19 protein-coding genes are annotated in these 20,278 nt (G+C 71.1%); 15 read left to right on the top strand and 4 right to left on the bottom strand.

Annotated features, from left to right (window positions below; all coding sequences use genetic code 11):
- Positions 1-124: 124 nt before the first annotated feature.
- From ACFYPG_RS05455 to ACFYPG_RS05475, 5 genes are all read left to right on the top strand, one after another.
- Positions 125-694, top strand: coding sequence for a DUF5987 family protein (locus ACFYPG_RS05455; RefSeq protein WP_387350465.1), 570 nt, complete (start codon positions 125-127; stop codon positions 692-694).
- The gene (locus ACFYPG_RS05460; protein ID WP_387350467.1) at positions 691-2,325 is read left to right on the top strand and encodes a GMC family oxidoreductase N-terminal domain-containing protein; all 1,635 of its coding nucleotides are present in this window, start codon (positions 691-693) and stop codon (positions 2,323-2,325) included. The genes ACFYPG_RS05455 and ACFYPG_RS05460 overlap by 4 nt, the downstream gene beginning before the upstream one ends.
- Positions 2,326-2,384: 59 nt before the next feature.
- Complete coding sequence (locus ACFYPG_RS05465) at positions 2,385-3,485, top strand: carboxymuconolactone decarboxylase family protein (RefSeq protein ID WP_355008727.1); 1,101 nt, start codon at positions 2,385-2,387, stop codon at positions 3,483-3,485.
- Positions 3,486-4,492: 1,007 nt separating this feature from the next.
- A complete protein-coding gene (locus tag ACFYPG_RS05470; protein WP_355008726.1) occupies positions 4,493-5,329 on the top strand; it encodes an AraC family transcriptional regulator in 837 nt (278 codons plus the stop codon).
- Positions 5,330-5,509: 180 nt separating this feature from the next.
- The gene (locus ACFYPG_RS05475; protein ID WP_387350470.1) at positions 5,510-6,280 is read left to right on the top strand and encodes a MerR family transcriptional regulator; all 771 of its coding nucleotides are present in this window, start codon (positions 5,510-5,512) and stop codon (positions 6,278-6,280) included.
- A 162-nt stretch (positions 6,281-6,442) separates the two neighbouring features.
- On the opposite strand, the gene ACFYPG_RS05480 is transcribed toward ACFYPG_RS05475, so the two are convergent.
- Together ACFYPG_RS05480 and ACFYPG_RS05485 are read right to left on the bottom strand one after the other, a co-directional pair.
- Positions 6,443-6,724 carry a hypothetical protein gene (locus ACFYPG_RS05480; RefSeq protein ID WP_387350471.1) on the bottom strand — a complete coding sequence of 94 codons (282 nt, stop codon included), beginning with the start codon at positions 6,722-6,724 and terminating at the stop codon, positions 6,443-6,445.
- Between the two features lie 70 nt (positions 6,725-6,794).
- Positions 6,795-7,244: an SCP2 sterol-binding domain-containing protein gene (locus ACFYPG_RS05485; protein ID WP_357204124.1), complete on the bottom strand. Its 450-nt coding sequence runs from the start codon at positions 7,242-7,244 to the stop codon at positions 6,795-6,797.
- Positions 7,245-7,575: 331 nt separating this feature from the next.
- Here ACFYPG_RS05485 and ACFYPG_RS05490 point away from each other — a divergent pair, with 331 nt between their 5' ends.
- The gene (locus ACFYPG_RS05490; RefSeq protein WP_387350473.1) at positions 7,576-8,628 is read left to right on the top strand and encodes an LLM class F420-dependent oxidoreductase; all 1,053 of its coding nucleotides are present in this window, start codon (positions 7,576-7,578) and stop codon (positions 8,626-8,628) included.
- On the opposite strand, the gene ACFYPG_RS05495 is transcribed toward ACFYPG_RS05490, so the two are convergent.
- Positions 8,615-9,814, bottom strand: a complete 1,200-nt coding sequence (locus tag ACFYPG_RS05495; protein ID WP_387350475.1) for an FAD-dependent oxidoreductase — start codon at positions 9,812-9,814, stop codon at positions 8,615-8,617. The genes ACFYPG_RS05490 and ACFYPG_RS05495 overlap by 14 nt on opposite strands.
- A gap of 164 nt (positions 9,815-9,978) precedes the next feature.
- On the bottom strand, positions 9,979-10,173 hold the full coding sequence (locus ACFYPG_RS05500; RefSeq protein ID WP_355008720.1) for a DNA-binding protein: 195 nt from the start codon (positions 10,171-10,173) through the stop codon (positions 9,979-9,981).
- Positions 10,174-10,660: 487 nt separating this feature from the next.
- On the opposite strand from ACFYPG_RS05500, the gene ACFYPG_RS05505 reads away from it, so the two are divergent.
- The 9 genes from ACFYPG_RS05505 to ACFYPG_RS05545 all read left to right on the top strand — a co-directional run bounded on the left by ACFYPG_RS05505 (position 10,661) and on the right by ACFYPG_RS05545 (position 20,268).
- Positions 10,661-11,455 carry a TIGR03084 family metal-binding protein gene (locus ACFYPG_RS05505; RefSeq protein ID WP_387350477.1) on the top strand — a complete coding sequence of 265 codons (795 nt, stop codon included), beginning with the start codon at positions 10,661-10,663 and terminating at the stop codon, positions 11,453-11,455.
- A gap of 77 nt (positions 11,456-11,532) precedes the next feature.
- On the top strand, positions 11,533-12,723 hold the full coding sequence (locus ACFYPG_RS05510) for a cytochrome P450 (protein ID WP_387350479.1): 1,191 nt from the start codon (positions 11,533-11,535) through the stop codon (positions 12,721-12,723).
- 38 nt (positions 12,724-12,761) lie between these two features.
- Positions 12,762-14,333, top strand: coding sequence for an AMP-binding protein (locus ACFYPG_RS05515; protein WP_387350481.1), 1,572 nt, complete (start codon positions 12,762-12,764; stop codon positions 14,331-14,333).
- On the top strand, positions 14,330-15,937 hold the full coding sequence (gene cmdF / locus ACFYPG_RS05520) for a tyrosine 2,3-aminomutase (RefSeq protein ID WP_387350482.1): 1,608 nt from the start codon (positions 14,330-14,332) through the stop codon (positions 15,935-15,937). Before ACFYPG_RS05515 ends, cmdF begins: the two co-directional genes overlap by 4 nt.
- A complete protein-coding gene (locus tag ACFYPG_RS05525) occupies positions 15,921-16,643 on the top strand; it encodes a DUF899 domain-containing protein (protein WP_387350484.1) in 723 nt (240 codons plus the stop codon). The genes cmdF and ACFYPG_RS05525 overlap by 17 nt, the downstream gene beginning before the upstream one ends.
- 7 nt (positions 16,644-16,650) lie before the next feature.
- Positions 16,651-17,820, top strand: coding sequence for a DegT/DnrJ/EryC1/StrS family aminotransferase (locus ACFYPG_RS05530; protein WP_355008714.1), 1,170 nt, complete (start codon positions 16,651-16,653; stop codon positions 17,818-17,820).
- Entirely contained in the window at positions 17,817-18,563 is a 747-nt protein-coding gene (locus tag ACFYPG_RS05535) for a class I SAM-dependent methyltransferase (RefSeq protein WP_355008713.1), read from the top strand. The genes ACFYPG_RS05530 and ACFYPG_RS05535 overlap by 4 nt, the downstream gene beginning before the upstream one ends.
- On the top strand, positions 18,560-19,273 hold the full coding sequence (locus tag ACFYPG_RS05540; protein ID WP_355008712.1) for a class I SAM-dependent methyltransferase: 714 nt from the start codon (positions 18,560-18,562) through the stop codon (positions 19,271-19,273). The genes ACFYPG_RS05535 and ACFYPG_RS05540 overlap by 4 nt, the downstream gene beginning before the upstream one ends.
- Positions 19,274-19,290: 17 nt before the next feature.
- A complete protein-coding gene (locus ACFYPG_RS05545; RefSeq protein WP_387350487.1) occupies positions 19,291-20,268 on the top strand; it encodes an aldo/keto reductase in 978 nt (325 codons plus the stop codon).
- Positions 20,269-20,278: the final 10 nt, after the last annotated feature.

Genomic DNA, 20,278 nt, shown 5'->3' on the forward strand with positions numbered 1-20,278 from the left:
CACCGCCGCGGGTCCGGCACGACGGCCACGGCACTGACCGGCCCGGCGGGCACCTCCTCCGGTCGCGCGTCCGCCAGGCGGACGACCCGTACCGGCGCGCCGACCACGGACAGGAGGCGATGCGGTGCAGCCCGACGAATCCGAGCGCAATCCGGATCGGACCCTCGTGCTAGAGGCGTTCGCGGACACCATCATTCCCGGCGAGAAACGGTTTCCCGGGGACCGCAGCGTGGCCGGGGTGTCAGCCGGCGGTGGTGCGGTGGCGGCCGGTGCGGTCGAGCTTCTCGAGAACCCGGCCGGCGGTCTGGCCGAAGGGCTGGACTCCCTGGTGTTCTCCCTCAACGACCACGCACGGGAGTACGCGGCCGACCACGACCTGACGCTGGACCCGACGGTGCCGCCGTTCGTGGCGCTGGCGTTCGACCACCGCACCGCCCTGGTCGCCGACCTCACCAAACCGGATCACCCGGAAAAGCAGATGTGGGTGGGCCTGGCCCTGTTCAGCAACATGGCCTTCGACAGCGCCGCCCACCTCAGCACGCCCGCCGCGCTGGCCGCCGGCCACCCAGGGCTGCTCACCATCGGCTACGAACAGCCGCAGGCCGACGGCATCTGGCGGTTCGAGTCCTTCTCCTACGGCCGGCAACTGGCCGACCTCCACCCCGACACGACGGCGACGGGCAGCCCCGCATGACCAGCATCGAATCGACAGACGTTCTCATCATCGGCAGCGGCTTCGGCGGGGCCATCCCCGCGTACCACCTCGCTGCGGGCGGTGCCCGCGTGACCGTCCTGGAGCGCGGCCCGTGGCTGCGCGGCGAGGAGTTCGACCACGACTTCCTGCTCGGCTCGTCGTACACCCGGGTCTTCGACTTCGTGGTGGGCGACGGCATGAGCGTGCTCGGCGGCAACTGTGTCGGCGGCGGAAGCGTTGTCTACTTCGCCACCATGCCGCGCGCGCCGCGCTTCGTCTTCGAGCGACGCGGCAGCATCGGCCGCCGGATGTGGCCCAGCTCGATCAGCCGGGACGCCCTCGAACCCTGGTACGACCGGGTCGCCGAGGCCCTGCCGATCACCCGGCAGACCTGGGACAAGATCCCGTACGCCGGTGGCCTGTTCGGCGCGGCCTGTCGGCACGCCGGGCGCACCGCCAACCCGGCGCCGTCCGCCGTCGACGTGGACATGTGCACCAACTGCAACTGGATGATGTCCGGCTGCCGGTTCGACGCCAAGCGCTCACTGCTGCTGAACTACCTGCCGGCGGCGCTCGCCCACGGCGCGGAGATCCGGCCGCTGCACGAGGTGCAGCAGATCTCCCGTAACGACGACGGCGGCTACCGGGTGCACTACCGGATCGTGGACGGCGAGGACTACCGGATCCTGCACGACGAAGGTGCGATCGACGCGAAGCTCGTCATCGTCGCGGCGGGTGCCGGTGCCACACCGGTGATCCTGCAACGGTCGGAGCCCGGGCTGGGCACCATGCCGCACGCGGTGGGGCGCTACTTCTCCGGCAACGGGGAGCGACTGAACACCGCCGTCTTCGACGAGGACCGGGTCCGAGACGTGCTCGGGCTTTCCCGACCGGACGGGCGGGCCTACGAGGCGTACCAGATCGGGCGCGGCCCGACGGTGGCCAGCTGGGACCGGCTCGACGGCAACCTGCCCGAGTTCGAGCGCTACTCGTTGGAGCAGCTCTACTTCCCGCCGGGGCTGGGCACCATCCTGGCGCAGGCGCCCGACGCCAGCGGCCCGACCTGGTTCGGGGTGGACAAGAAGGAGATGCTGCGCCGCTGGAAGTCCTGGCTGACGATCTTCATCATGTCCGAGGACGACAACGAGGGCGTCTTCGGGCCGCCGCCGGAGACCGGCAACGCGCACCGCTTCTCCCAGCAGATGCTGGGGCACGGTCCGCTGAGCTACCGGCCCACCGCGAACACCCGGCGGGGCTGGTCGCTGGCCGACGCCGACATCAAGGACATCCTGGAACGCGACGGGCTGGCCCGGGTCGAGCCGTGGACGAACGACCTGGTCGGCGCGTACACGGTGCACCCGTTGGCGTCCTGCCGGATCGGCGACGACCCGGCCACCTCGGCGCTGGACGACCGGCACGAGCTGCGCGGACACCCCGGAATCTTCGTCACCGACGGATCGGCGGTCCCCGGTGCGCTCACGGTGAACCCGGCGTTCACGATCGCCGCCCTTGCCGAACGCGCCATGCCGGGCATCATTCGGGCCGCGCAGGAGCGGGGGGTCTCCGTCACCTACGGGGCGCCGTCGCCGGACGGCGAGACCGCCGGCCGCCGGGCGGTGTTCGCCCGCTGAACAGTCGGGCGTCGGCCGGCCAGGCGCCGGCCGGCGCCTGTTCTTCCAAGGGAGAATCGGTGCGAAAGCTCATCGCGAGGGTCGCTCGACGCGCCACGGCGTTGCAACTCCGGCACGTCGCGCCAGTCCCGCCGAGCCGGGCCGACGGCCCGGTGGCGGCCGTGTACCAGCAGATCGAACGGGACTTCGGGATGCTCGCACCGCCGGTGGCGCTGCACGCGGCCTCTCCGGTCGTGCTCGCCGCGGCCTGGACCATGCTGCGCGAGGCGCTGCTGGCGTCCGGGCAGACGGGCCGGGAGGCCCGGGAGGTGGTTGCCGCCGGGGTTTCCCAGGCCAACCGTTGCCCGTACTGCGTGGACGTGCACGGTGGCACCCTCGCCGGTCTGCTGAGCGGCCCGGACGCCGCCGCCATGCTGACCGGGCAGTTGGCCGACCTGCGGGACCCGCAGCTGCGTGAGCTGGCCCGCTGGGCCGTCCACGGCGGGCCGCCGCCGTTCCCGCCCGAGCACGGTCCCGAACTCGTCGGCGTCGCTGTGGTGTTTCACTACCTGAACCGGATGGTCAACGTCTTCCTGCCGGACTCGCCCCTGCCGCCGGTGCCCGGCCCGGTCGCGGCGGTGCTGCGGCGGGGTGCGGCCCGGATCCTGGCCGGGCTGGCCGGCAGGACCGTGGTCCCGGGCGAGTCCCCGGGCCTGCTGCCTCCGGCGACGGTGCCGCCGGACCTGTCCTGGACCGGCGACCGGCCGCACCTGGTGGCGGCGTTCGCCCGGTCCGCAGCGGTGGTCGACGCGGCAGGCGAACGCAGTGTCCCGGCACCGGTACGCCGGCTGTTGACGGCGCAACTCCCTCGCCTTGGCGCGCCCCCGTCCGTCCTGGACGCGCGCCCGGCCGCCCTGCGACTCCGTTGGCTCGACGAGTGCGTCGCGGGCCTGCCGGAGTCGGACCGCCCGGCGGGGCGTCTGGCGTTGCTGGTGGCGTTCGCCTCCTACCGGGTCACCGCCGCCGACGTCGACCGGGTACGCGCCCAGGGGTACGACGACCGCGGTCTCGTCGAACTGGCCGCCTGGTCGAGCCTCACCGCCGCCCGTCACCTGGGCGCGCGCGCCCTTCGCGTGGCGCCGGCCCCGACGGCGGGCTGGAGCCGGCGCACCATCGGTTGATCCTGCAGGGCGTACGGCCCGCCCGACGGCTCCTGGATGTCGCTGGCCGCGGCTTCAGGTGGCAACGACGAGGCCCGTCTCGTACGCCTCCCTGAGCAGTAGGACGCGCCCCTCGGGTGTGTCTCACACGGTTGTCCCACGGACGGGATGGTCGATCGGGGTCGGTCAGGCAACCCTCGCCCCCATCCTGGTAGGGACCGTGCCGAGTGGCATGAGGCGGTGCGGCCGACGGGATTCCACTGCCGCTCCTCCTATTGTTCACCGGGCCGGACGACGGTCTTTGGAATCCGCCCCGACTGATTATCCGGGCCCGATCGAAACCAGCGCGACGAGCGGCTGATCCACCTACCCGGCACCCGATTGAGAATTGACGAATATCGGCCACGCGACCCCGGCCCGAGAAATTCAGGTAGCAATTCTTTTTAATAGAAAAACAAATACTGGCATTCCGGAAAACTCCGACTATGCATTGCAATAGATCCGACCAGAAGCGTGAGCAAATAATCTTACCTTCCGCTCGTCGCTCCGGTCAATAATCTTTTTCAGTCAACAAAGCGCCAGATTCACTGAAGGTAGCCAGACCGCCGGGTACATGATCGACAATTACCGACGTTTCGCGTCAAACCGCAGCCCAGGGGCACCGTATGCGTTACCAGTTTCCACATTGGCCACTCTCGGCAACCCCCGTGGAAAGTGGGTCGCACCGCTATCCGCATGGATGACTGTCGAGCTTCATATGAGTGTCAGAAGCACTGCTCAAGGCGTTCCTCTCTTCACGATTGCGGTCTATTGCCCTCGATGATCAGCAGTATTGTCAATCGCTCTGGGCTGGGCTAGCCTCGACCGGAAGCGGTGCCCATCGGGGCGGCGGGAGTGAGGCAGCAGGGCATACCGGCGCAATCATATGCATCACTACGGCGCTCGATGGGACCGAAACCGCGATGCTTTACACGACAATTATTACCACCTAGTACGAAAAATCGCCGGACAGGTCAGGGGGAGGCATCATGGAGGAATCGACCAAGCAGGCCGTGAATCGCGCGATCAGCACCATGCGAGAGAATCTCGGCGAGCAGCTCACCGTCGACGACATGGCCAGGGCTGCCATGTTCAGCAAGTTCCACTTCACCAGGATCTTCCAGCGGACCACCGGGGTCTCCCCGGGCCGCTTCCTGTCCGCGCTGCGTCTGCAACGCGCCAAACAGCTGCTGATCTCCACCACACTCAACGTCGCCGACATCAGCCTCCGGGTGGGCTACAACAGCGTCGGCACCTTCAGCTCGCGGTTCACCCGCAGCGTCGGCATGTCGCCGACCACCTACCGGCGCCGCGCCGGCTACGCCCCGCAGATCGCGACCGATCCGGAACCGGCCCCGCTCTCCGAAGCCCGGGTACACGGCCGCATCCCCTCGCAGCCGGGCCGACCGAACGGGCCGGTCTTCGTCGGCCTCTTCACGGACCGCATCCCCGAGGGTCGTCCGGTGCGGTGCGCGGTGCTACCCGACGGCGGCTACTTCCACTTCGACACGGTGCCGCCGGGCACCTGGTACCTGCTCGCTCAAGCCGTCGACACCAACGCGGGCGGGCGTCCCGACGAGGCGAACCGACCGATCGCGGTGGCCTCGGAGGGGCCGCTGACGGTCTCATGGAACTCCGACATCCGGGTGGACCTCGACCTACAGCCGATCCAGAGCATCGATCCGCCCGTGCTACTGGCCCTGATGGACAGCCGAAAGCTCGCGTTGGCCCGGGTCGCGGCGGAACAACAGGCCGCCGAGACGCCCCTGAGCGCCGCGCCCGTAATGATCACGAAGCTCCGCGAGTCCGACCGTACCGCTGCCTGACTGCCTGACTGCTTGACTGCCTGACTACTCGACCGCCGGTCCCACCCGGGCCACAGCCGCGACGCGGCGACGGCCCGAACGCTTCCGCCACGAGCGTGCCATGGGATCGCCATCAATCTCCACCCGTTCCACATGGGAGAATCGCACCGCGGGGCTGTGTTGACCAGCTGGGGGAACTCGATGCGCATCTCTGACCTGAGCCGCTACACCGGCGTGCCCGTCGCAACAATCAAGTTCTATCTTCGTGAGGGTCTCGTCCCACCGGGCCGACTGACTGGCCGCAACCAGGCGCAGTACGGCGAGGCGCACCGACGGCGCCTGCTCTTCATCCGGGCGATGACCGGCATCGGCCAGCTTGAGCTGTCCACAGTGATGGAACTGCTCACGGCCATCGAGGACGACGACCTCCCACTTCCCGGGCTGTACCGGACCGCCAACCGGGTGGTGTACCCGGACCTCGACAAATCCAAGGCCGTCAACGACGTGACGGCCGAACGCACCGAGGTCGACCGCCTCATCAACGAGCTGGGCTGGCAGGTGGGCGACGACGTCCCGGGCCGGAACCGGCTGGCCCACGTCCTCGCAGCTCTGCGCCAGCTCGGCTGCAGCCACGGCACCGAGTTCTTCCATCCGTACGCACAGCTCGCGGAACAGTCCGCGGACCGCGAGCTCAGTCTGCTTCCGCGCGACAACATGGAGGTGGAGCGGGCCGCCGCGGTGGCCCGCGCGGTGCTGCTCGACGCGGCGCTCGCCGCGCTGCGCGGGATGGCCCAGGAGCACCTGGTCACCCAACGTTTCGGCAGACCGGCCGACACGTCCGGCGCGGCCCCGTCGACGCACGGCCGCTCCCCCACCACCGACGCGACGCCGGCGAACGGCACGCGGCACGCCGGCGACCCGGCGACCGGGGTGCCCCAACAGCTTCCCCGCCGGGCCGACCGTGCCGGCTGAGAGGCACGTGGGAGACGGGCACAGGAACGTCGCCCGCCGGGAGAGCGGCGACACCCGCACCGGCCGCGGTAAGCCGACCTCAGTCGGCGTACGCGACCCGGTGGCACCCGCGGGGCCTGGCCAGGCCGTACCGCACGACGGTGCGCGCCGCGAGCCCGCCGTTCATCGGAAGTCACCCGCTGGGCCGGCGTCGTAGAAGGGGCCGTCGAGAAGCGTGGCCGGAATGCCGCGCCAGCGGTCTTCGACGTTCTCGGCGCGAGGGTTTCCGAGCGTCCGCGGGGCATCGCGCCCGTCTCCGGCCGGCCCGCCGATGTGGTAGCCGGGACCGTCGAGGAGCGTCGCCGGGATACCGCGCCACGGGTCTTCGAGGTCCTCGTGGCGAGAGCCGGCAGCCGAATCCTCGGCATCGCGCCCATCCTCACCGTGCGCGCCGGTGTCGGTCATGTTCTCGCTCCTCACGTGCCGAATCGCCAGATGGAACCCGGACGCCTCCACCCGGTCCGGGCCGCGCCGCTCAGGGCCGGGGGGCGGCGAAGAAGGTGGGGAACCGGGCGGTCAGACCGAGGTCACCTCGGGTCTTCAACCGGCCCTTCATCACCAGCATCACCGCGTGCGCGTTGCCCGTGACCAGGTGGACGAAATCAGCCGCGGCCAGGTTCAAGGTCAGCTGTGGCTGCCCGTCGGCGCGGGACGACAGAGTGCAGACGCCGTCGGCGATGACCATCTGGTAGGTGTCGACGCCGCCGTCCGGTCGATCGCCGATCCGCCAGTGCACCACCGCCCGGGTCCGGCCGGCGACCTCGGGCCGAAACGCGGACTGCATCCCGCCGATCAGGTGATCGAGGATTTCGGCACGCCGCTCACCGCGCATGACCTCGCGCAGCTCGTCGTCCGGAGTGTGCTTGACCAGACGGGCGAACTCGACCGGATCCATAGCTTCGACACGTGAATCATGGATGGACATCAAACTCCTCCAACGCCGGATGAGAGACACGTCGCTGGACCGCCGGCACCCGCCCACGGCGGTGACGACCCTCCGTCCGCCTCATACGAGGCTGACCATGATGTGCGGCCCCGCCATCGTGCCCACCACAGCAGCGGTGCGACTTCCGCGCCCTCCGGTCATCGCCACCCCCTGCTCTCGTCACACATCCTGGCCCCGAGTTCGACCGGGGGCACCTCCCAGGCTGCGCAGGTGCCAGGGCCCGTCCGATCGGGCGTCGCCGGTGCCCTGCGCTGCGGGAACGGCACGGCGCGAGATGCCCGCCGATGCGACCCGACGCCACGATGGTCGGATGCGACTGTCGCTGAATCTGGGACATCTGGTGGGCGCCGGCGATGCCGCCGGCCGGGTGCGGTTGGCCGTCGAGGCGGAGCGGCTCGGCTTCCACACCGTCTGGGCGGCGGAGGTGTACGGCTCGGACGCGGTGACGATGCTGACCTGGATCGCCGCGCACACCCGGTCCGTCAACATCGGCTCCGCCGTCATGCAGATGCCGGGACGCAGCCCCGCCCTCACCGCGATGACCGCCGCGACCCTCGATCGCCTGTCCGGCGGTCGGTTCCGGCTGGGCCTCGGCGTCTCCGGACCACAGGTCTCCGAGGGATGGCACGGCGTGCCCTTCGCCGACCCGCTCGGGCGGACCCGTGAGTACGTCGACGTGCTCCGCCTCGCCCTGTCCCGGCGCCCGCTCGCCCACCCGGGCCGGCACTACCCGCTGCCGCTGTCCGGCGGCGCCGGCAGAGCCCTGCGGCTGACCGTCCATCCGCCCCGCCCGGACCTGCCGATCTATCTGGCCGCGGTCGGCCCGCGCAACCTGGAACTGGCCGGGGAGATCGGCGACGGCTGGCTCGCCGCATTTCTCAGCCCGGAGTTCGCGGCCGAGCAGTTGCGGCACGTCCGGGCCGGCCGGGACCGAGCCGGCCGGCCCATGGACGGGTTCGAGGTGATCGCGTCAGTGCCGCTCGCCGTCGGCGACGACGTCGGGCGGTGCGTCGACCGGGTCCGCGCGCACGTGGCCCTCTATCTCGGCGGCATGGGCAGTCGAGACCGCAACTTCTACAACCTCCTCGCCGCACGCATGGGATACGCGGACGCGGCCCGTGACGTCCAGGAGCTGTATCTGGCGAAGCGGTACGCCGAGGCGGCCGCCGCCGTACCGGCGGACTTCGTCGACCGTACGTCGCTGCTCGGACCGGTGGACCGGATCGCCGGGCGGCTCCGCGAGTTCGCCGAGGCCGGCGTCACCGAGCTGGCGGTCACCGTCTTCGGCGGCGGCATCGGTGCCCTGCGGGAGGTTCACGAGGCGTACACCGCGGACCGGTCGACGCCGCTCAGGCGGGGGTGACCGTCCGGTTCCAGTCGATCCGGTGCCGGTGCACCGGACCGAACATCCGCTCGGGCTTCAGCACGGTGTGCCGCGCGACCGGGGCCAGCAGCCGCATGAGCGCGTACGCGACCGGGCCGGGAGCCTTGGCCTGATTGGCGCGCGCGGCATCGGCAGCGATCTTCTCCACCCGGGGTCGGCGCATCATCTCGTAGGTGGCGAAGGCCGCCTGCACCCCGGGCACATCGCGCAGGCAGCGAGCGAGCTGCACGGCGCTCTCCGAGGCCAACGAGGCGCCCTGACCGGACACCGGGGAGGGCGCGTGCGCGGCGTCCCCGACCAGCACCATCCGCCCGCGGTACCACGTCCGCAGCGGGGGCAGGATCTCGATGGCGCCGAACGGGAACACGTCCTGCGGCCCGGCCCGGTCGAGCACTTCGCGCGCCGGTACGTCCTCGGCGTGCACCCGGCGCAACCGGTTCAGCCATCGGTCCGCGGGCACCCGGCGCGCCTCGGACATCGCCATCGGCTCGTCGCTGGTGATGTTGCTGAACCAGTTGACGCGTCCGTCGGATCCGATCCAGTGGCCGAAGAAGGCGTCGTGCCCGTTTGCCAGATGCATGACGCCCGGCTCACCGACCGACGGCACCTCCACGGCGCCGCCCAGGCCGAGCATCCCGGTGTACTGCGCCGTGGGTGCGCCCGGGTCGATGAGGCGCCGGACGGCCGATCGGATGCCGTCCGCACCGATCAGGACGTCGGCGGTCGCGCTGCTGCCGTCGGCGAAGTTGGCGGTGATGCTGTCCGGCGAGTCCGTGGCGCCGACCAGACGCCGGCCGTACACGATGCGGACACCCGCCGCCTCGGTCCGCTCACGCAGCAGTCGTTGCAGGTCCGCGCGCTTGACCGCGCGGCTCGGCGGCAGATCGGGCAGGTGCTCGAAATCGCCGAACGGGCGGCCTCGGCCGTCCGTCATCACGGTGCGGCGGATGGGGCTGCCAAGGCGGTGCACGTCGTCCTCGACCCCGACGATGCCGAGCGCGTCGATGCCGTTGGGCGCCAGCATCAACTCGCCGCCGACATCGTCGGACGGTCGGTCGTACGCCTCGAAAACGGTCGGCTCGATGCCTGCGCGGTGCAACGCGAGCGCCGCCACGCTGCCGGCGATGCCGCTACCGATGATCATGGCTGTTCTGGCCTGTGTCATGCCGCTTCCTCCGGGTCGATGCCCCACACTGCCTCGCGATGGAGCTGATGTGTGGCCTTCGTACCCGTTTCCCATCAGATGCCTTCTTCCAAAGTGCTGTGGCGGGTGCCCGCCACGACGAGACCGGGTGGGTGGCGAACAGCCACCCACCCGGTCGTCACGGTTCATTTGAAGGAGAGGCCCTTCGCCTTCATCGACGACTTGAGCGTGCTCAGGGCTTTGGGGCCCATCCCGTGCAGCTCCTTGACCTCGGACTCACTGATCTTGGTGAACTGCTCCAGCTTGGTGTAGCCGGCACCCTCGAGCGCCCGCAGCGCGGGCTTGCCCAGTGAGCTCGGCAGATCGGTGCCTTGCGCCATCGTGTGACTCCCTTCGGTTCTGTGGACGCGCCCGTCCGGCGTTCATCGTGCCCCAGTGGCGGTGCCGGGACGGTCCGGAAACGTTCCGGTCCGGGTGAGTCGCGCGCCGCGCCGCACAGTGGCGGACCAGGGTCCGGGTCCAGCGGCGGCACCGGCGCGATCGGCGGCGTCATCGGGCGTCGCGGCCGCGCGGACCCTGCCCGGCGCGTGTGGCGCCGGAACAAGTCTGCCCAGCGCCACCCGTGCCACGCGTACGCGTTCGTGCGCAGTCGCCCTGAACACCCCGGCGGCGAAGATCCACACTGCCCCGCAGCGCACTGACGAAGGTGCATCACCCTCCGTGCGAGGTCGACCATGGAGAAGTTTTCCGGGGATTGGCGCACGGGTCCCGCCTGCAGAGAACCGACGCCGATCCAGTCCACACACACCGCCGCCCGGCTCGCACCGGCCCGACGCCACCCGTACGCCCGATCGAGAGGACCTCACGGTGACCGGACCCGACCCGATCCCCGCCCTGACCGCTGACGGTGACGAGCTGGACCGGCTGCTCGCCGGCCTGGACGACACACAGTGGAAGCTGGACACTCCGGCTCCCGGTTGGACCATCGCCCATCAGGTGGCCCACCTGGCCGCGACATTCCGGCTGGCCGGTTTCGCCGCCGCGGACCCGGACGGCTTCCGCGCCCGCGTCGCGACGATGAGCGGCGACTTCGACCGCAACGTCGACGTGGCGCTGTCGGCCTATCTCTCCGACCCGCCGCACGTCCTGCTCAACCGGTGGCGGGAGGAACGCGCCAACGCCGAGAAGGCTCTCGCCGCCGTGCCGGACGGTCAGGTGGTGCCCTGGCTGGTGCGGCCACTGCCCGCGCCGGTGCTCGCCTGCGCCGGAATGATGGAGCTGTTCGGCCACGGTCAGGACATCGCCGACACGCTCGGCGTGCGTCAGGTGCGGACGGACCGGATCCGGTTCCTGTGCGGCTTCGCCGTGCGCACCTGGGACTTCGGCTATCAGGCTCGCGGCGAGTCGACCCCCGACGTCGAGTTCGGCTACACGCTCACCGCTCCGTCCGGCGCCGTCTGGCGGTTCGGCCCGGAGGACGCCGAGCAGCGGATCTCCGGGCCGGCCGAGGACTTCTGCCTGCTCGTCACGCGGCGCCGGCACCGCGACGATCTGTCCCTGACCGCGACGGGGGCCGACGCCGAGCACTGGCTGGACATCGCCCAGGCGTACCGCGGGCCGGCCGGTGCGGGTCGCACGCCGGGACAGTTCGGCCGGTCCTGATCATGCCGGATGCACCTCGTTCCAGCAGCGCAACCACGAAGGCGCTGCGCGACACCCGCTGTTGCCAGGATGACGGCATGACCGTCGCGCCGCACGCCGCGGACTTCCTGCTGGGCGACGCGGCACAGCGGCACGCCGGATCCGCACGCCTGGCGGCGCTGGGACCGGTGCACCGGGTGACGCTGCCGTCCGGCGGTCCGGCGTGGCTGGTGGTCGGGTACGACGAGGTGCGCCGGTGCCTGGCCGACACCCGCCTGGAGGGCCGCACCGGCGCGGTAGCCGACCGGCGCGGTCTTTCCGAGCGGCTCCGCCTCGGCATGAACAATCACATGCTGAACCGGGAACCGCCGGACCACACCCGCCTGCGCAGGCTGATCTCCGCGGCGTTCACCCGGCGGCGGATGGAGGACATGCGGCCACGCATCGAGCGGATCGCCGAGGATCTGCTGGACGCGATGGCCGGCGCGGACGAGGTCGACCTCGTCGCGGCGTACGCGTTGCCGCTGCCCATCCGGGTGCTCGGCGGGCTGCTCGGCATCCCCGAGTCGGACGACGCCGCCTTCCACCGCTGGACGACCACACTGACGGCGAGCGCGCTGAGCCTCGCCGAGCTGGAGGCGGCCGCCGGGGAGATGCTGGACTACGCCCAGGGCCTGCTGCGCGACAAACGCCGCGCGCCGGGTGACGACCTCCTCTCCGCCCTGGCATCGGTGCGGGACGGCGGTGACCGGCTCACCGAAGACGAGCTCACCTCCATGGTGTTCCTTCTGCTGATCGCCGGACACGAAACCACCGTCAATCTGATCGGCAACGCGATGCTGGCGTTGCTGACCGACCGCCCGCAGCTCGAGCGGCTGCGCGCCGATCCGGACCTGGTGCCGGACGCGGTGGAGGAGGTTCTCCGGTACGAGAGCCCCGTGCAGGTGGCCGCCCGGCGGGCGCGGCAGCCGCTGGCCGTCGGCGGGGCCACCATTCCGGCCGGCGCGGTGGTGCTGGTCTCGCTGCTGGCGGCCAATCGCGATCCGCAGCGGTTCGCCGAGCCGGCCACGCTGCGCGTCGACCGGCCGCAGAACGCGCACGTGGCGTTCGGGCACGGACTGCACCACTGCATCGGCGCGCCGCTGGCCCGGCTGGACGCGACGATCGCCATCCGCGCGCTGGTGCGCCGCTATCCGCACCTGCGGCTGGCCAACCCGGCCGAATCGCTGGCCTGGCGGGCGAGCGTCGTCATGCACGGCCTGAACTCGCTGCCCGTGCGACTGCGCTGATCTCCCCGTCGCCCCAACCGATCTGGAAAGGAGGAGGCGTGACCGCGAACACCCAGGGTCTGGAGCCGGCCGACGCCGGCCCGACCGTGGCCGACCTGATCCGGGCGCAGGCCCGGCGGCATCCCGAAGCGATCGCCGTGTCGGACGGCGACGTCGAGCTCACCTACGGCGAGCTGGCACGCCGCGCGGCCGGTGTGCGGGCGGCGGTACGGGCGTACGGTGCCGGGCCGGGACGACCGGTGGCAGTGCTCGCGTCCCCCGGCGCGGACCTGGTCGTCGCGCTCGTCGGCGCGCTCGGTTCGGGGGCGCCGATGGTGTGCCTCGCCGGCACCGGGACCGCGCACGCCGCGCTCGCCGATCTGGGGCCGGCGTGCGTACTCACCGACTCGGACCCGGACGATCCGGTACGCCGGGCGGTCGACGCGACCGGCGTGCCCGTGCTGGACCTCGCCGGCATCCCCGGCGCCACCGACACCACGGTGTCCGCCGTCGCTCCGGACGCGACCGCCTACGTGGCGTACACGTCCGGCACCACCGGTCGACCCAAGGGCATCCGGCAGACCCACGCCGCGCTGGCCCAGTTCACCGGATGGTTCGCCGCCGAGTTCGGCATCGGTGCCGGCACCCGGCTGGCGCAGTGGGCGGCACCCGGCTACGACGCCTGCCTCGTCGAGGTGTTCGCGGCCCTGCGCGGGGGCGCCACGCTGTGCCCGGTGCCGTGGCGAACACGCGCGGACCCGGATCGCCTGGTGCCGTGGCTGTCACGTGAGCGCGTGACAGTGCTCCAGACCGTGCCGAGCTTCGCCCGTGAGCTGGAGCCGCTGCTCGCCGGCGATCCGGCGTCGACCCGGCTGGCCGCCCTGCTGCTCGCCGGCGAGGCGCTGCCTGGCCCGCTCGCCCGCCAGCTCCGGGCGCGGCTGCCACGGACCAGGCTGGTCAACCTGTACGGACCGACCGAGACCATCCTCGCCACCTGGCACGAGGTGTCCGTCGCGGACACCGGGCCCGGCACCGTCGCGATCGGCCGGCCCATCCCCGGACGTGACCTGCTCGTGCTCGACGACCGCGACGGCCCGTGCCCGCCGGGCGAGATCGGTCACCTGGTGATCCGCAGCCGGTACGTCACCACCGGGTACGTGGGGGCGGCGGCCGCGGACAACGGGGTGTTCCACCCGCCGCGCGGCGTCGACGGCGTCACCCCGCACTACCGGACCGGTGACCTCGGCCGGTGGCGCCCGGACGGTGTGCTGGAGTTTCACGGCCGCCGGGATTTGCAGATCAAGATGTACGGCGTCCGCATCGAGCTCGCCGACGTCGAGGCCGCCCTGTCCGCTGACGAAGCAGTGGCCGCCTGCGCCGTGGTGCCCGTGACCGGCCACGACGGTCTGGTCGTCCGCCTCGACGCCTACGTCGTACCCGGCCCAGGCGGGACCCCGGACCACTGGCGCTCGGCACTGCGCCGCCGGTTCGGCGATCCCGTCCTGCCGGTCACCTTCACCACCGTGGATTCCCTGCCGCGCAACACCGGCGGCAAGGTCGACCGGCGCGCCCTGGCCGGCCTCCGTACCGGAAGAACGAAACACCGCGATCCGATGGAGTGTGCACTGTGACCCTTGTCGAGACCCAGACGACCGTCGACTTCGACGGCGAGACCGTCGGCGTGCCCGATGTGTGGAAGGTCGCGGTGGACCGCGTCCGCTGCGGGGTGAACCGGGACGCGCTGGGCCGTGCGGCCAGCAGCCGGGCCATGTTCGAGGACACCGTACGACGCGGTGAGCCGGTGTACGGCGTCACCACCGGTTACGGCGAGATGGTCTACATGCTCGTCGACACCTCGAAGGAGGTCGAGCTCCAGACCAACCTCGTACGCAGTCACAGCGCCGGCGTGGGGCCGGACTTCGCCGAGGACGAGGCCCGGGCGATCGTGGCGGCCCGGCTCAACGCCCTCGCCAAGGGATATTCCGCGGTCCGCCCCGAGGTGCTGGAGCGGCTGGCGCTGTATCTGAACGAGGGCCTGACGCCGGCCATCCCGCAGATCGGCTCGCTGGGAGCGAGCGGTGACCTGGCTCCGCTGGCACACATCGCCTCCACCCTCATCGGCGAGGGTTATCTGCTGCGTGGTGGTAGCCGCGTGCCGACCGGCCCGGTGTTGCGCAAGCTCGGCATCGAGCCGCTGGAGCTCCGCTTCAAGGAGGGCCTCTCACTGATCAACGGCACCTCGGGCATGACCGGCCTGGGCTGCCTGGTGGCCAAGCGCGCGCTCGACCAGGTTCGCCAGGCGGAGATCGTCACCGCTCTGGTGTTGGAGACCATGCGTGCGTCGACCAGTCCGTTCCTCGCCGAGGGCCACGACATCGCGCGCCCGCACCGCGGTCAGATCGACACCGCGGCGAACATGCGGGCCCTGATGCGAGGGAGCGGGTTGGCGCTGGAGCACGAGGACCTGCGCCGGCAGCTGCAGGCGACCGAGCGGGCCGCGAACGGCGTCTCCCGTACGGAGATCTACATGCAGAAGGCGTACACGCTGCGGGCCATCCCGCAGGTGGTGGGCGCCGTCCGGGACACCGTGTACCACGCCATGGAGAAGCTGGAGACCGAGGTCAACTCGGCCAACGACAACCCCCTGTTCTTCGTCGGCAAGGAGGTCTTCCACGGCGCCAACTTCCACGGCCAGCCGATCGCCTTCGTGATGGACTTCCTGACCATCGCGCTCACCCAGCTCGGGGTGTTCTCCGAGCGGCGCACCAACCGACTGCTGAACCGGCATCTCAGCGACGGGCTGCCGGAGTTCCTCGTGGCCGGTGATCCCGGCCTGAACAGCGGGTTCGCCGGCGCGCAGTACCCGGCCACCGCGCTGGTCGCGGAGAACCGCACCATCGGGCCGGCCAGCACCCAGAGCGTGCCGTCCAACGGCGACAACCAGGACGTGGTCAGCATGGGCCTGATCGCCGCCCGCAATGCCCGGCGGGTGCTGGAGAACAACGACCGCATCCTCGCCGTGGAGTTCCTGGCCGCGGCGCAGGCGGTGGACCTGCGGGGTGGGCCCGACGGGCTGAGCCCTGCTGCCCGGGCCACCTATGACACCGTCCGCGGCCTCGTGGCCACGCTGAACGAGGACCGGTACATGTCCGACGACATCGAGCGGACCGCCGAGGCGCTGTCGCGTGGGGTGTTCCTGACGGAGCTGGAGCGCGCCGATGTCGTGCTGCGCTGACGGGGCTACGGGCAGGGCCGCCACCACCACGCCGGCCCCGGCCGACCGGGCGCAGTGGCTGGCCGACCGGGCGCAGTGGCTGGCCGCCCGCAAGGCGCTGCTGGAGCGGGAGAAGGAACTGACCCGGGCCCGCGACGCGGTGACCCGGGAGCGGCAGGCGCTGCCCCTGCTGACCGTCGACACGGACTACACCTTCATCGCCCCGGGCGGGCGCCGGCTGAGCCTGCTCGACCTGTTCGAGGGCCGGCGCCAGCTCATCACGTACCACTTCATGGGTTCGTTGGAAGGGTACGGCTGGTGTCCGATCTGCTCGTTCTGGGTGGACAACATCGGTCACCTGGCGCACCTGCACGCCCGGGACACCACGCTGGTGGTGGTGTCACCGGAGCCGCCAGCGGAGACGGAGCAGTTCGTCAAGCGGATGGGCTGGACCGTGCCGTTCGTCTCCTGCCACGGCACCACGTTCTACGAGGACTTCCACGTGCGCCTCGACGACGACGACCCGGAGCCGGAGATGCCCGGCGTCAGCACGTTCCTGCGCGAGGGCGACGTGGTGCGCTACGCCTACTCCACCTACCGGCGCGGTAGCGACCTGCTCAACAACACCTACAACTACCTCGACCTCACCCCGCTGGGTCGCCAGGAAGATCACCTGGAGGACAAGATGGACTGGGTCCGCCACCACGACGACTACGAGAGGTGGTGAGCGGATCATGATCAACGTGTTTCAGCCGTCCCTCGGCGAGGCGGAGCTGAACGCCATCGCAGAGGTGTTCGGCAGCAACTGGGTCGGCAAGGGACCGCGCACCGCTGCGTTCGAGGCAGCCTTCGCCGGCCACCTCGGTGTGGACACCGACAGGGTCACGGCGGTGAACTCGTGCACCGAGGCGACCTTCATCGCGATGCAGCTCGCCGGTGTGGGGCCCGGCACCGAGGTGGTGCTGCCGACAGTGAGCTTCGTCGGTGCGGGCAACGCCATTGCGGCGCACGGTGGCCGTCCGGTCTTCTGCGACGTGGATCCGCACACCCTCAACCCCACCGTCGACGACGTGGCGGCGGCACTCACTCCGCGCACCCGCGCAGTGCTGGCGCTGCATTATGGTGGCCGGCCTGGTGACATCGCGGGCATCGCCGAGCTGTGCCGGGAACGCGGGATCCTCCTCATCGAGGACGCCGCCTGCGCGGTGGACTCCAGCGTGGACGGCGTACCCTGCGGCACGCTCGGCGACATCGGCGTGTGGAGCTTCGACGCACAGAAGATCGTCGTGGCCGGCGACGGCGGCATGCTCACCGCCCGCGATCCCGACCTGGTGGCACGGGCCGCCAAGCTCGCGTACTTCGGCCTGGAGCAGTTCAGCGGCTTCTCCCAGGCCCGGCGCTCGGCGCACCGATGGTGGGACTTCGACATCTCGTCGTTCTCCAGGCGTTCGATCATGAACGACATGCAGGCCGCCGTCGGCCTGGTGCAACTGGGCCGACTGCCGGACTTCGCCGACCGGCGGCGAACTGTCGAGGCTCGCTACGACAGCGGCCTCGCCGACGTGCCCGGTCTGACCCTGCCCCCGCCGCTGCCCCCCGGCCAACGCAGCTCGTACTACCTGTACTGGGTGCAGATGGACGAGGGAATCCGCGACGACGTGGCCAGCGATCTGTACGCCCAGGGCATCTACACGACGTTCCGCTACCCCATCCTGCACCGGGTGGCCGCGTACGGGTCGACAGCGCGGCTGCCCCGGGCCGAGCGGGCCGCCGAACGCACCCTGTGCCTGCCGATGCACCAGGCGCTCAGCGACGACGACGTGGACGCGGTCGTCGCGGCGCTGCGCGCATCCCTCGCCCGTCGGCTCGGCCGGCACACCGTCGCGGCGGGAGACACCCGGTGACCGGCCAACCCACTGTGACCTCGGCGGCATACGACGCCGACGTGGCCGAGATCTACGACCTGCTGTACGCGGGACGGGGCAAGGACTTCGCCGCCGAGGCGGACGCCGTGGCGCGCGTGGTCCGCGAGCGCCGGCCGCAGGCCCGGTCCGTGCTGGACGTGGCCTGCGGGACCGGCGAGCACCTGCGGCGGCTGGCGACGACCTTCCTGGAGGTCGCCGGACTCGAACTGTCCCCGGCGATGTGCACTGTGGCGCAGGCCAAGCTGCCGTCCGGCGCCGTCCACGTCGGCGACATGCGGTCGTTCGCGCTGGGCCGCGAATTCGATGCCGTGTGCATCCTGACCGGCACCATCGGCTACGCCCACGACGTCGACGAGCTCTGCGCGACGGTCCGGACGATGGCCGCGCACCTCGTTCCCGGTGGCGTACTGGTGATCGACCCATGGTGGTCCCCGGACACCTTCCTCGACGGGCACATCGCCCACGACGTGGTCCACGACGACACCCGTACCGTCGTGCGGGTCTCGCACTCGGCGCGGCAGGGGCAGGCGGCCCGGCACGAGGCGCACTACGTCGTCGCCGACGACGGCGGTATCCGGCACTTCTCCCACGTGCAGATGCTGACCCTGTTCACCCGGGAGGACTATCTCGAGGCCCTGCGGTCGGCGGGCTGTACCGCCGAGCATCTCACCGATGCCGGCGGCCTGCCCGGCCGTGGCCTGTTCGCCGGGGTCCGCCGATGACCTACACCGCGGAGTTCGCCGAGATCTACGAGTTCATCTACCGCAGCCGGGGCAAGGACTGGGCCGCCGAGGCGGAGACCCTGACCCGGTTGATCCGCGACCGGCGTCCGGAGGCGGCCAGCCTGCTCGACGTGGCCTGCGGGACGGGCGCACACCTGGCCACCTTCGCCGGCACCTTCGACGAGGTGGCCGGCGTGGAGCTGTCCGAGCCGATGCGTGCGACGGCCCGGACGCGCCTACCCGGGGTGCCCGTGCACGACGGCGACATGCGCGACTTTCGCCTGGGCCGCCGCTTCGACGCGGTCACCTGCATGTTCAACGCCATCGGCTACCTGGGCTCGGTGGCCGAGTTACGCCAGGCCGTGTGGTCCATGGCGCAGCACCTGGAGCCGGGCGGCGTGCTGGTGGTGGAACCGTGGTGGTTTCCCGAGCGGTTCCTCGACGGTCATCTGGCCGTCGACTCCGACACCGACGGGACGCGGGCGGTGGCCCGGATGTCGCACACCACCCGCACCGGGCGGATGTCGCACCTGGAGGTGCGCTTCCTGGTGGGGGACGCGGGCGGTATCCGGGAGTTCACCCAGACGTCGCACCTCATGCTGTTCAGCCGCGACGAGTACCTGGGTGCGTTCGCGGACGCCGGCTGCCCGGCCGAGTTCCTGGATGACGGGCTTACCGGGCGCGGCCTGTTCGTCGGGCAGCGCGGCTGAGACGAAGGAGAGCGACGATGCGCTACACCCGACTCGGCCGTACCGCCCTGGAGGTCAGCCCGCTGTGCCTGGGCACGCTCAATCTCGGTGTGCGCACCACGCGCGAAGAGGCGTTCCGCCTCATGGACGAGGCGCTGGACCACGGCATCAACTTCTTCGACACTGCTAACCACTACGGCTGGCAGGTGCATCGAGGGCTGACCGAGGAACTCATCGGCGCATGGTTCGACCAGGGCGACCGCCGGCGGGAGAAGGTGGTGCTGGGGACCAAGGTGTTCAACCCGATGAGCGACTGGCCCAACGACCGCGGGTTGTCCGCCCGGCACATCGTCGCCTCCTGCGAGGACTCCCTGCGGCGGCTGCGCACCGACTGGATCGACCTGTACCACATGCACCACTTCGATCCACACGCCGGCTGGGACGAGATCTGGCAGGCGATGGAGATGCTGACCGGCCAGGGCAAGATCCGGTACGTCGGCTCCTCGAACTTCGCCGGGTGGCACATCGCCGCGGCGCGGGAGACGGCGACCCGACGCGGTCACCTCGGGCTCGTCGTCGAGCAGTGTGCCTACAACCTGGTGGCCCGGCAGGCCGAGACGGAAGTGATCCCGGCGGCCCAGGCGTACGGCGTCGGGGTGTTCGCCTGGTCCCCGCTGCACGGCGGGCTGCTCGGCGGCGCGCTCCGGAAGCTGGCCGACGGCACCGCCGTGAAGACGGCGCAGGGGCGCGCGATGCGGGCCCTGGAGGACCGGTACGAGGCCGTCGCCGACTACGAGAAGTACTGTGCCGGTCTCGGGCTGGACCCGGCCGAGGTGGCGCTCGCCTGGGTACTGGGCCGTCCCGGACTGACCGGCGCGGTGATCGGTCCACGCACCCTGGCGCACCTGCACGGTGCCCTCGCCGCCCTCGACAGCCCGCTCGACCCCGCGGTGATCCGGCGCCTGGAAGAGCTGTTCCCTCCGGTCGCCGGCGCCAGCCCGCCGGCGGGCTGGTGAATCACCTCGA

The sequence above is a fragment of the Micromonospora sp. NPDC005553 genome (assembly GCF_042871765.1).
Classification (GTDB): domain Bacteria; phylum Actinomycetota; class Actinomycetes; order Mycobacteriales; family Micromonosporaceae; genus Micromonospora.

Coding starts and splice junctions, on each gene's coding strand:
- ACFYPG_RS05460 (WP_387350467.1), top strand. CDS start 691: ATGACCAGCATCGAATCGACAGACGTTCTCATCATCGGCAGCGGCTTC.
- ACFYPG_RS05470 (WP_355008726.1), top strand. CDS start 4,493: ATGGAGGAATCGACCAAGCAGGCCGTGAATCGCGCGATCAGCACCATG.
- ACFYPG_RS05475 (WP_387350470.1), top strand. CDS start 5,510: ATGCGCATCTCTGACCTGAGCCGCTACACCGGCGTGCCCGTCGCAACA.
- ACFYPG_RS05480 (WP_387350471.1), bottom strand. CDS start 6,724: ATGACCGACACCGGCGCGCACGGTGAGGATGGGCGCGATGCCGAGGAT.
- ACFYPG_RS05485 (WP_357204124.1), bottom strand. CDS start 7,244: ATGTCCATCCATGATTCACGTGTCGAAGCTATGGATCCGGTCGAGTTC.
- ACFYPG_RS05490 (WP_387350473.1), top strand. CDS start 7,576: ATGCGACTGTCGCTGAATCTGGGACATCTGGTGGGCGCCGGCGATGCC.
- ACFYPG_RS05495 (WP_387350475.1), bottom strand. CDS start 9,814: ATGACACAGGCCAGAACAGCCATGATCATCGGTAGCGGCATCGCCGGC.
- ACFYPG_RS05500 (WP_355008720.1), bottom strand. CDS start 10,173: ATGGCGCAAGGCACCGATCTGCCGAGCTCACTGGGCAAGCCCGCGCTG.
- ACFYPG_RS05510 (WP_387350479.1), top strand. CDS start 11,533: ATGACCGTCGCGCCGCACGCCGCGGACTTCCTGCTGGGCGACGCGGCA.
- ACFYPG_RS05525 (WP_387350484.1), top strand. CDS start 15,921: ATGTCGTGCTGCGCTGACGGGGCTACGGGCAGGGCCGCCACCACCACG.
- ACFYPG_RS05530 (WP_355008714.1), top strand. CDS start 16,651: ATGATCAACGTGTTTCAGCCGTCCCTCGGCGAGGCGGAGCTGAACGCC.
- ACFYPG_RS05540 (WP_355008712.1), top strand. CDS start 18,560: ATGACCTACACCGCGGAGTTCGCCGAGATCTACGAGTTCATCTACCGC.
- ACFYPG_RS05545 (WP_387350487.1), top strand. CDS start 19,291: ATGCGCTACACCCGACTCGGCCGTACCGCCCTGGAGGTCAGCCCGCTG.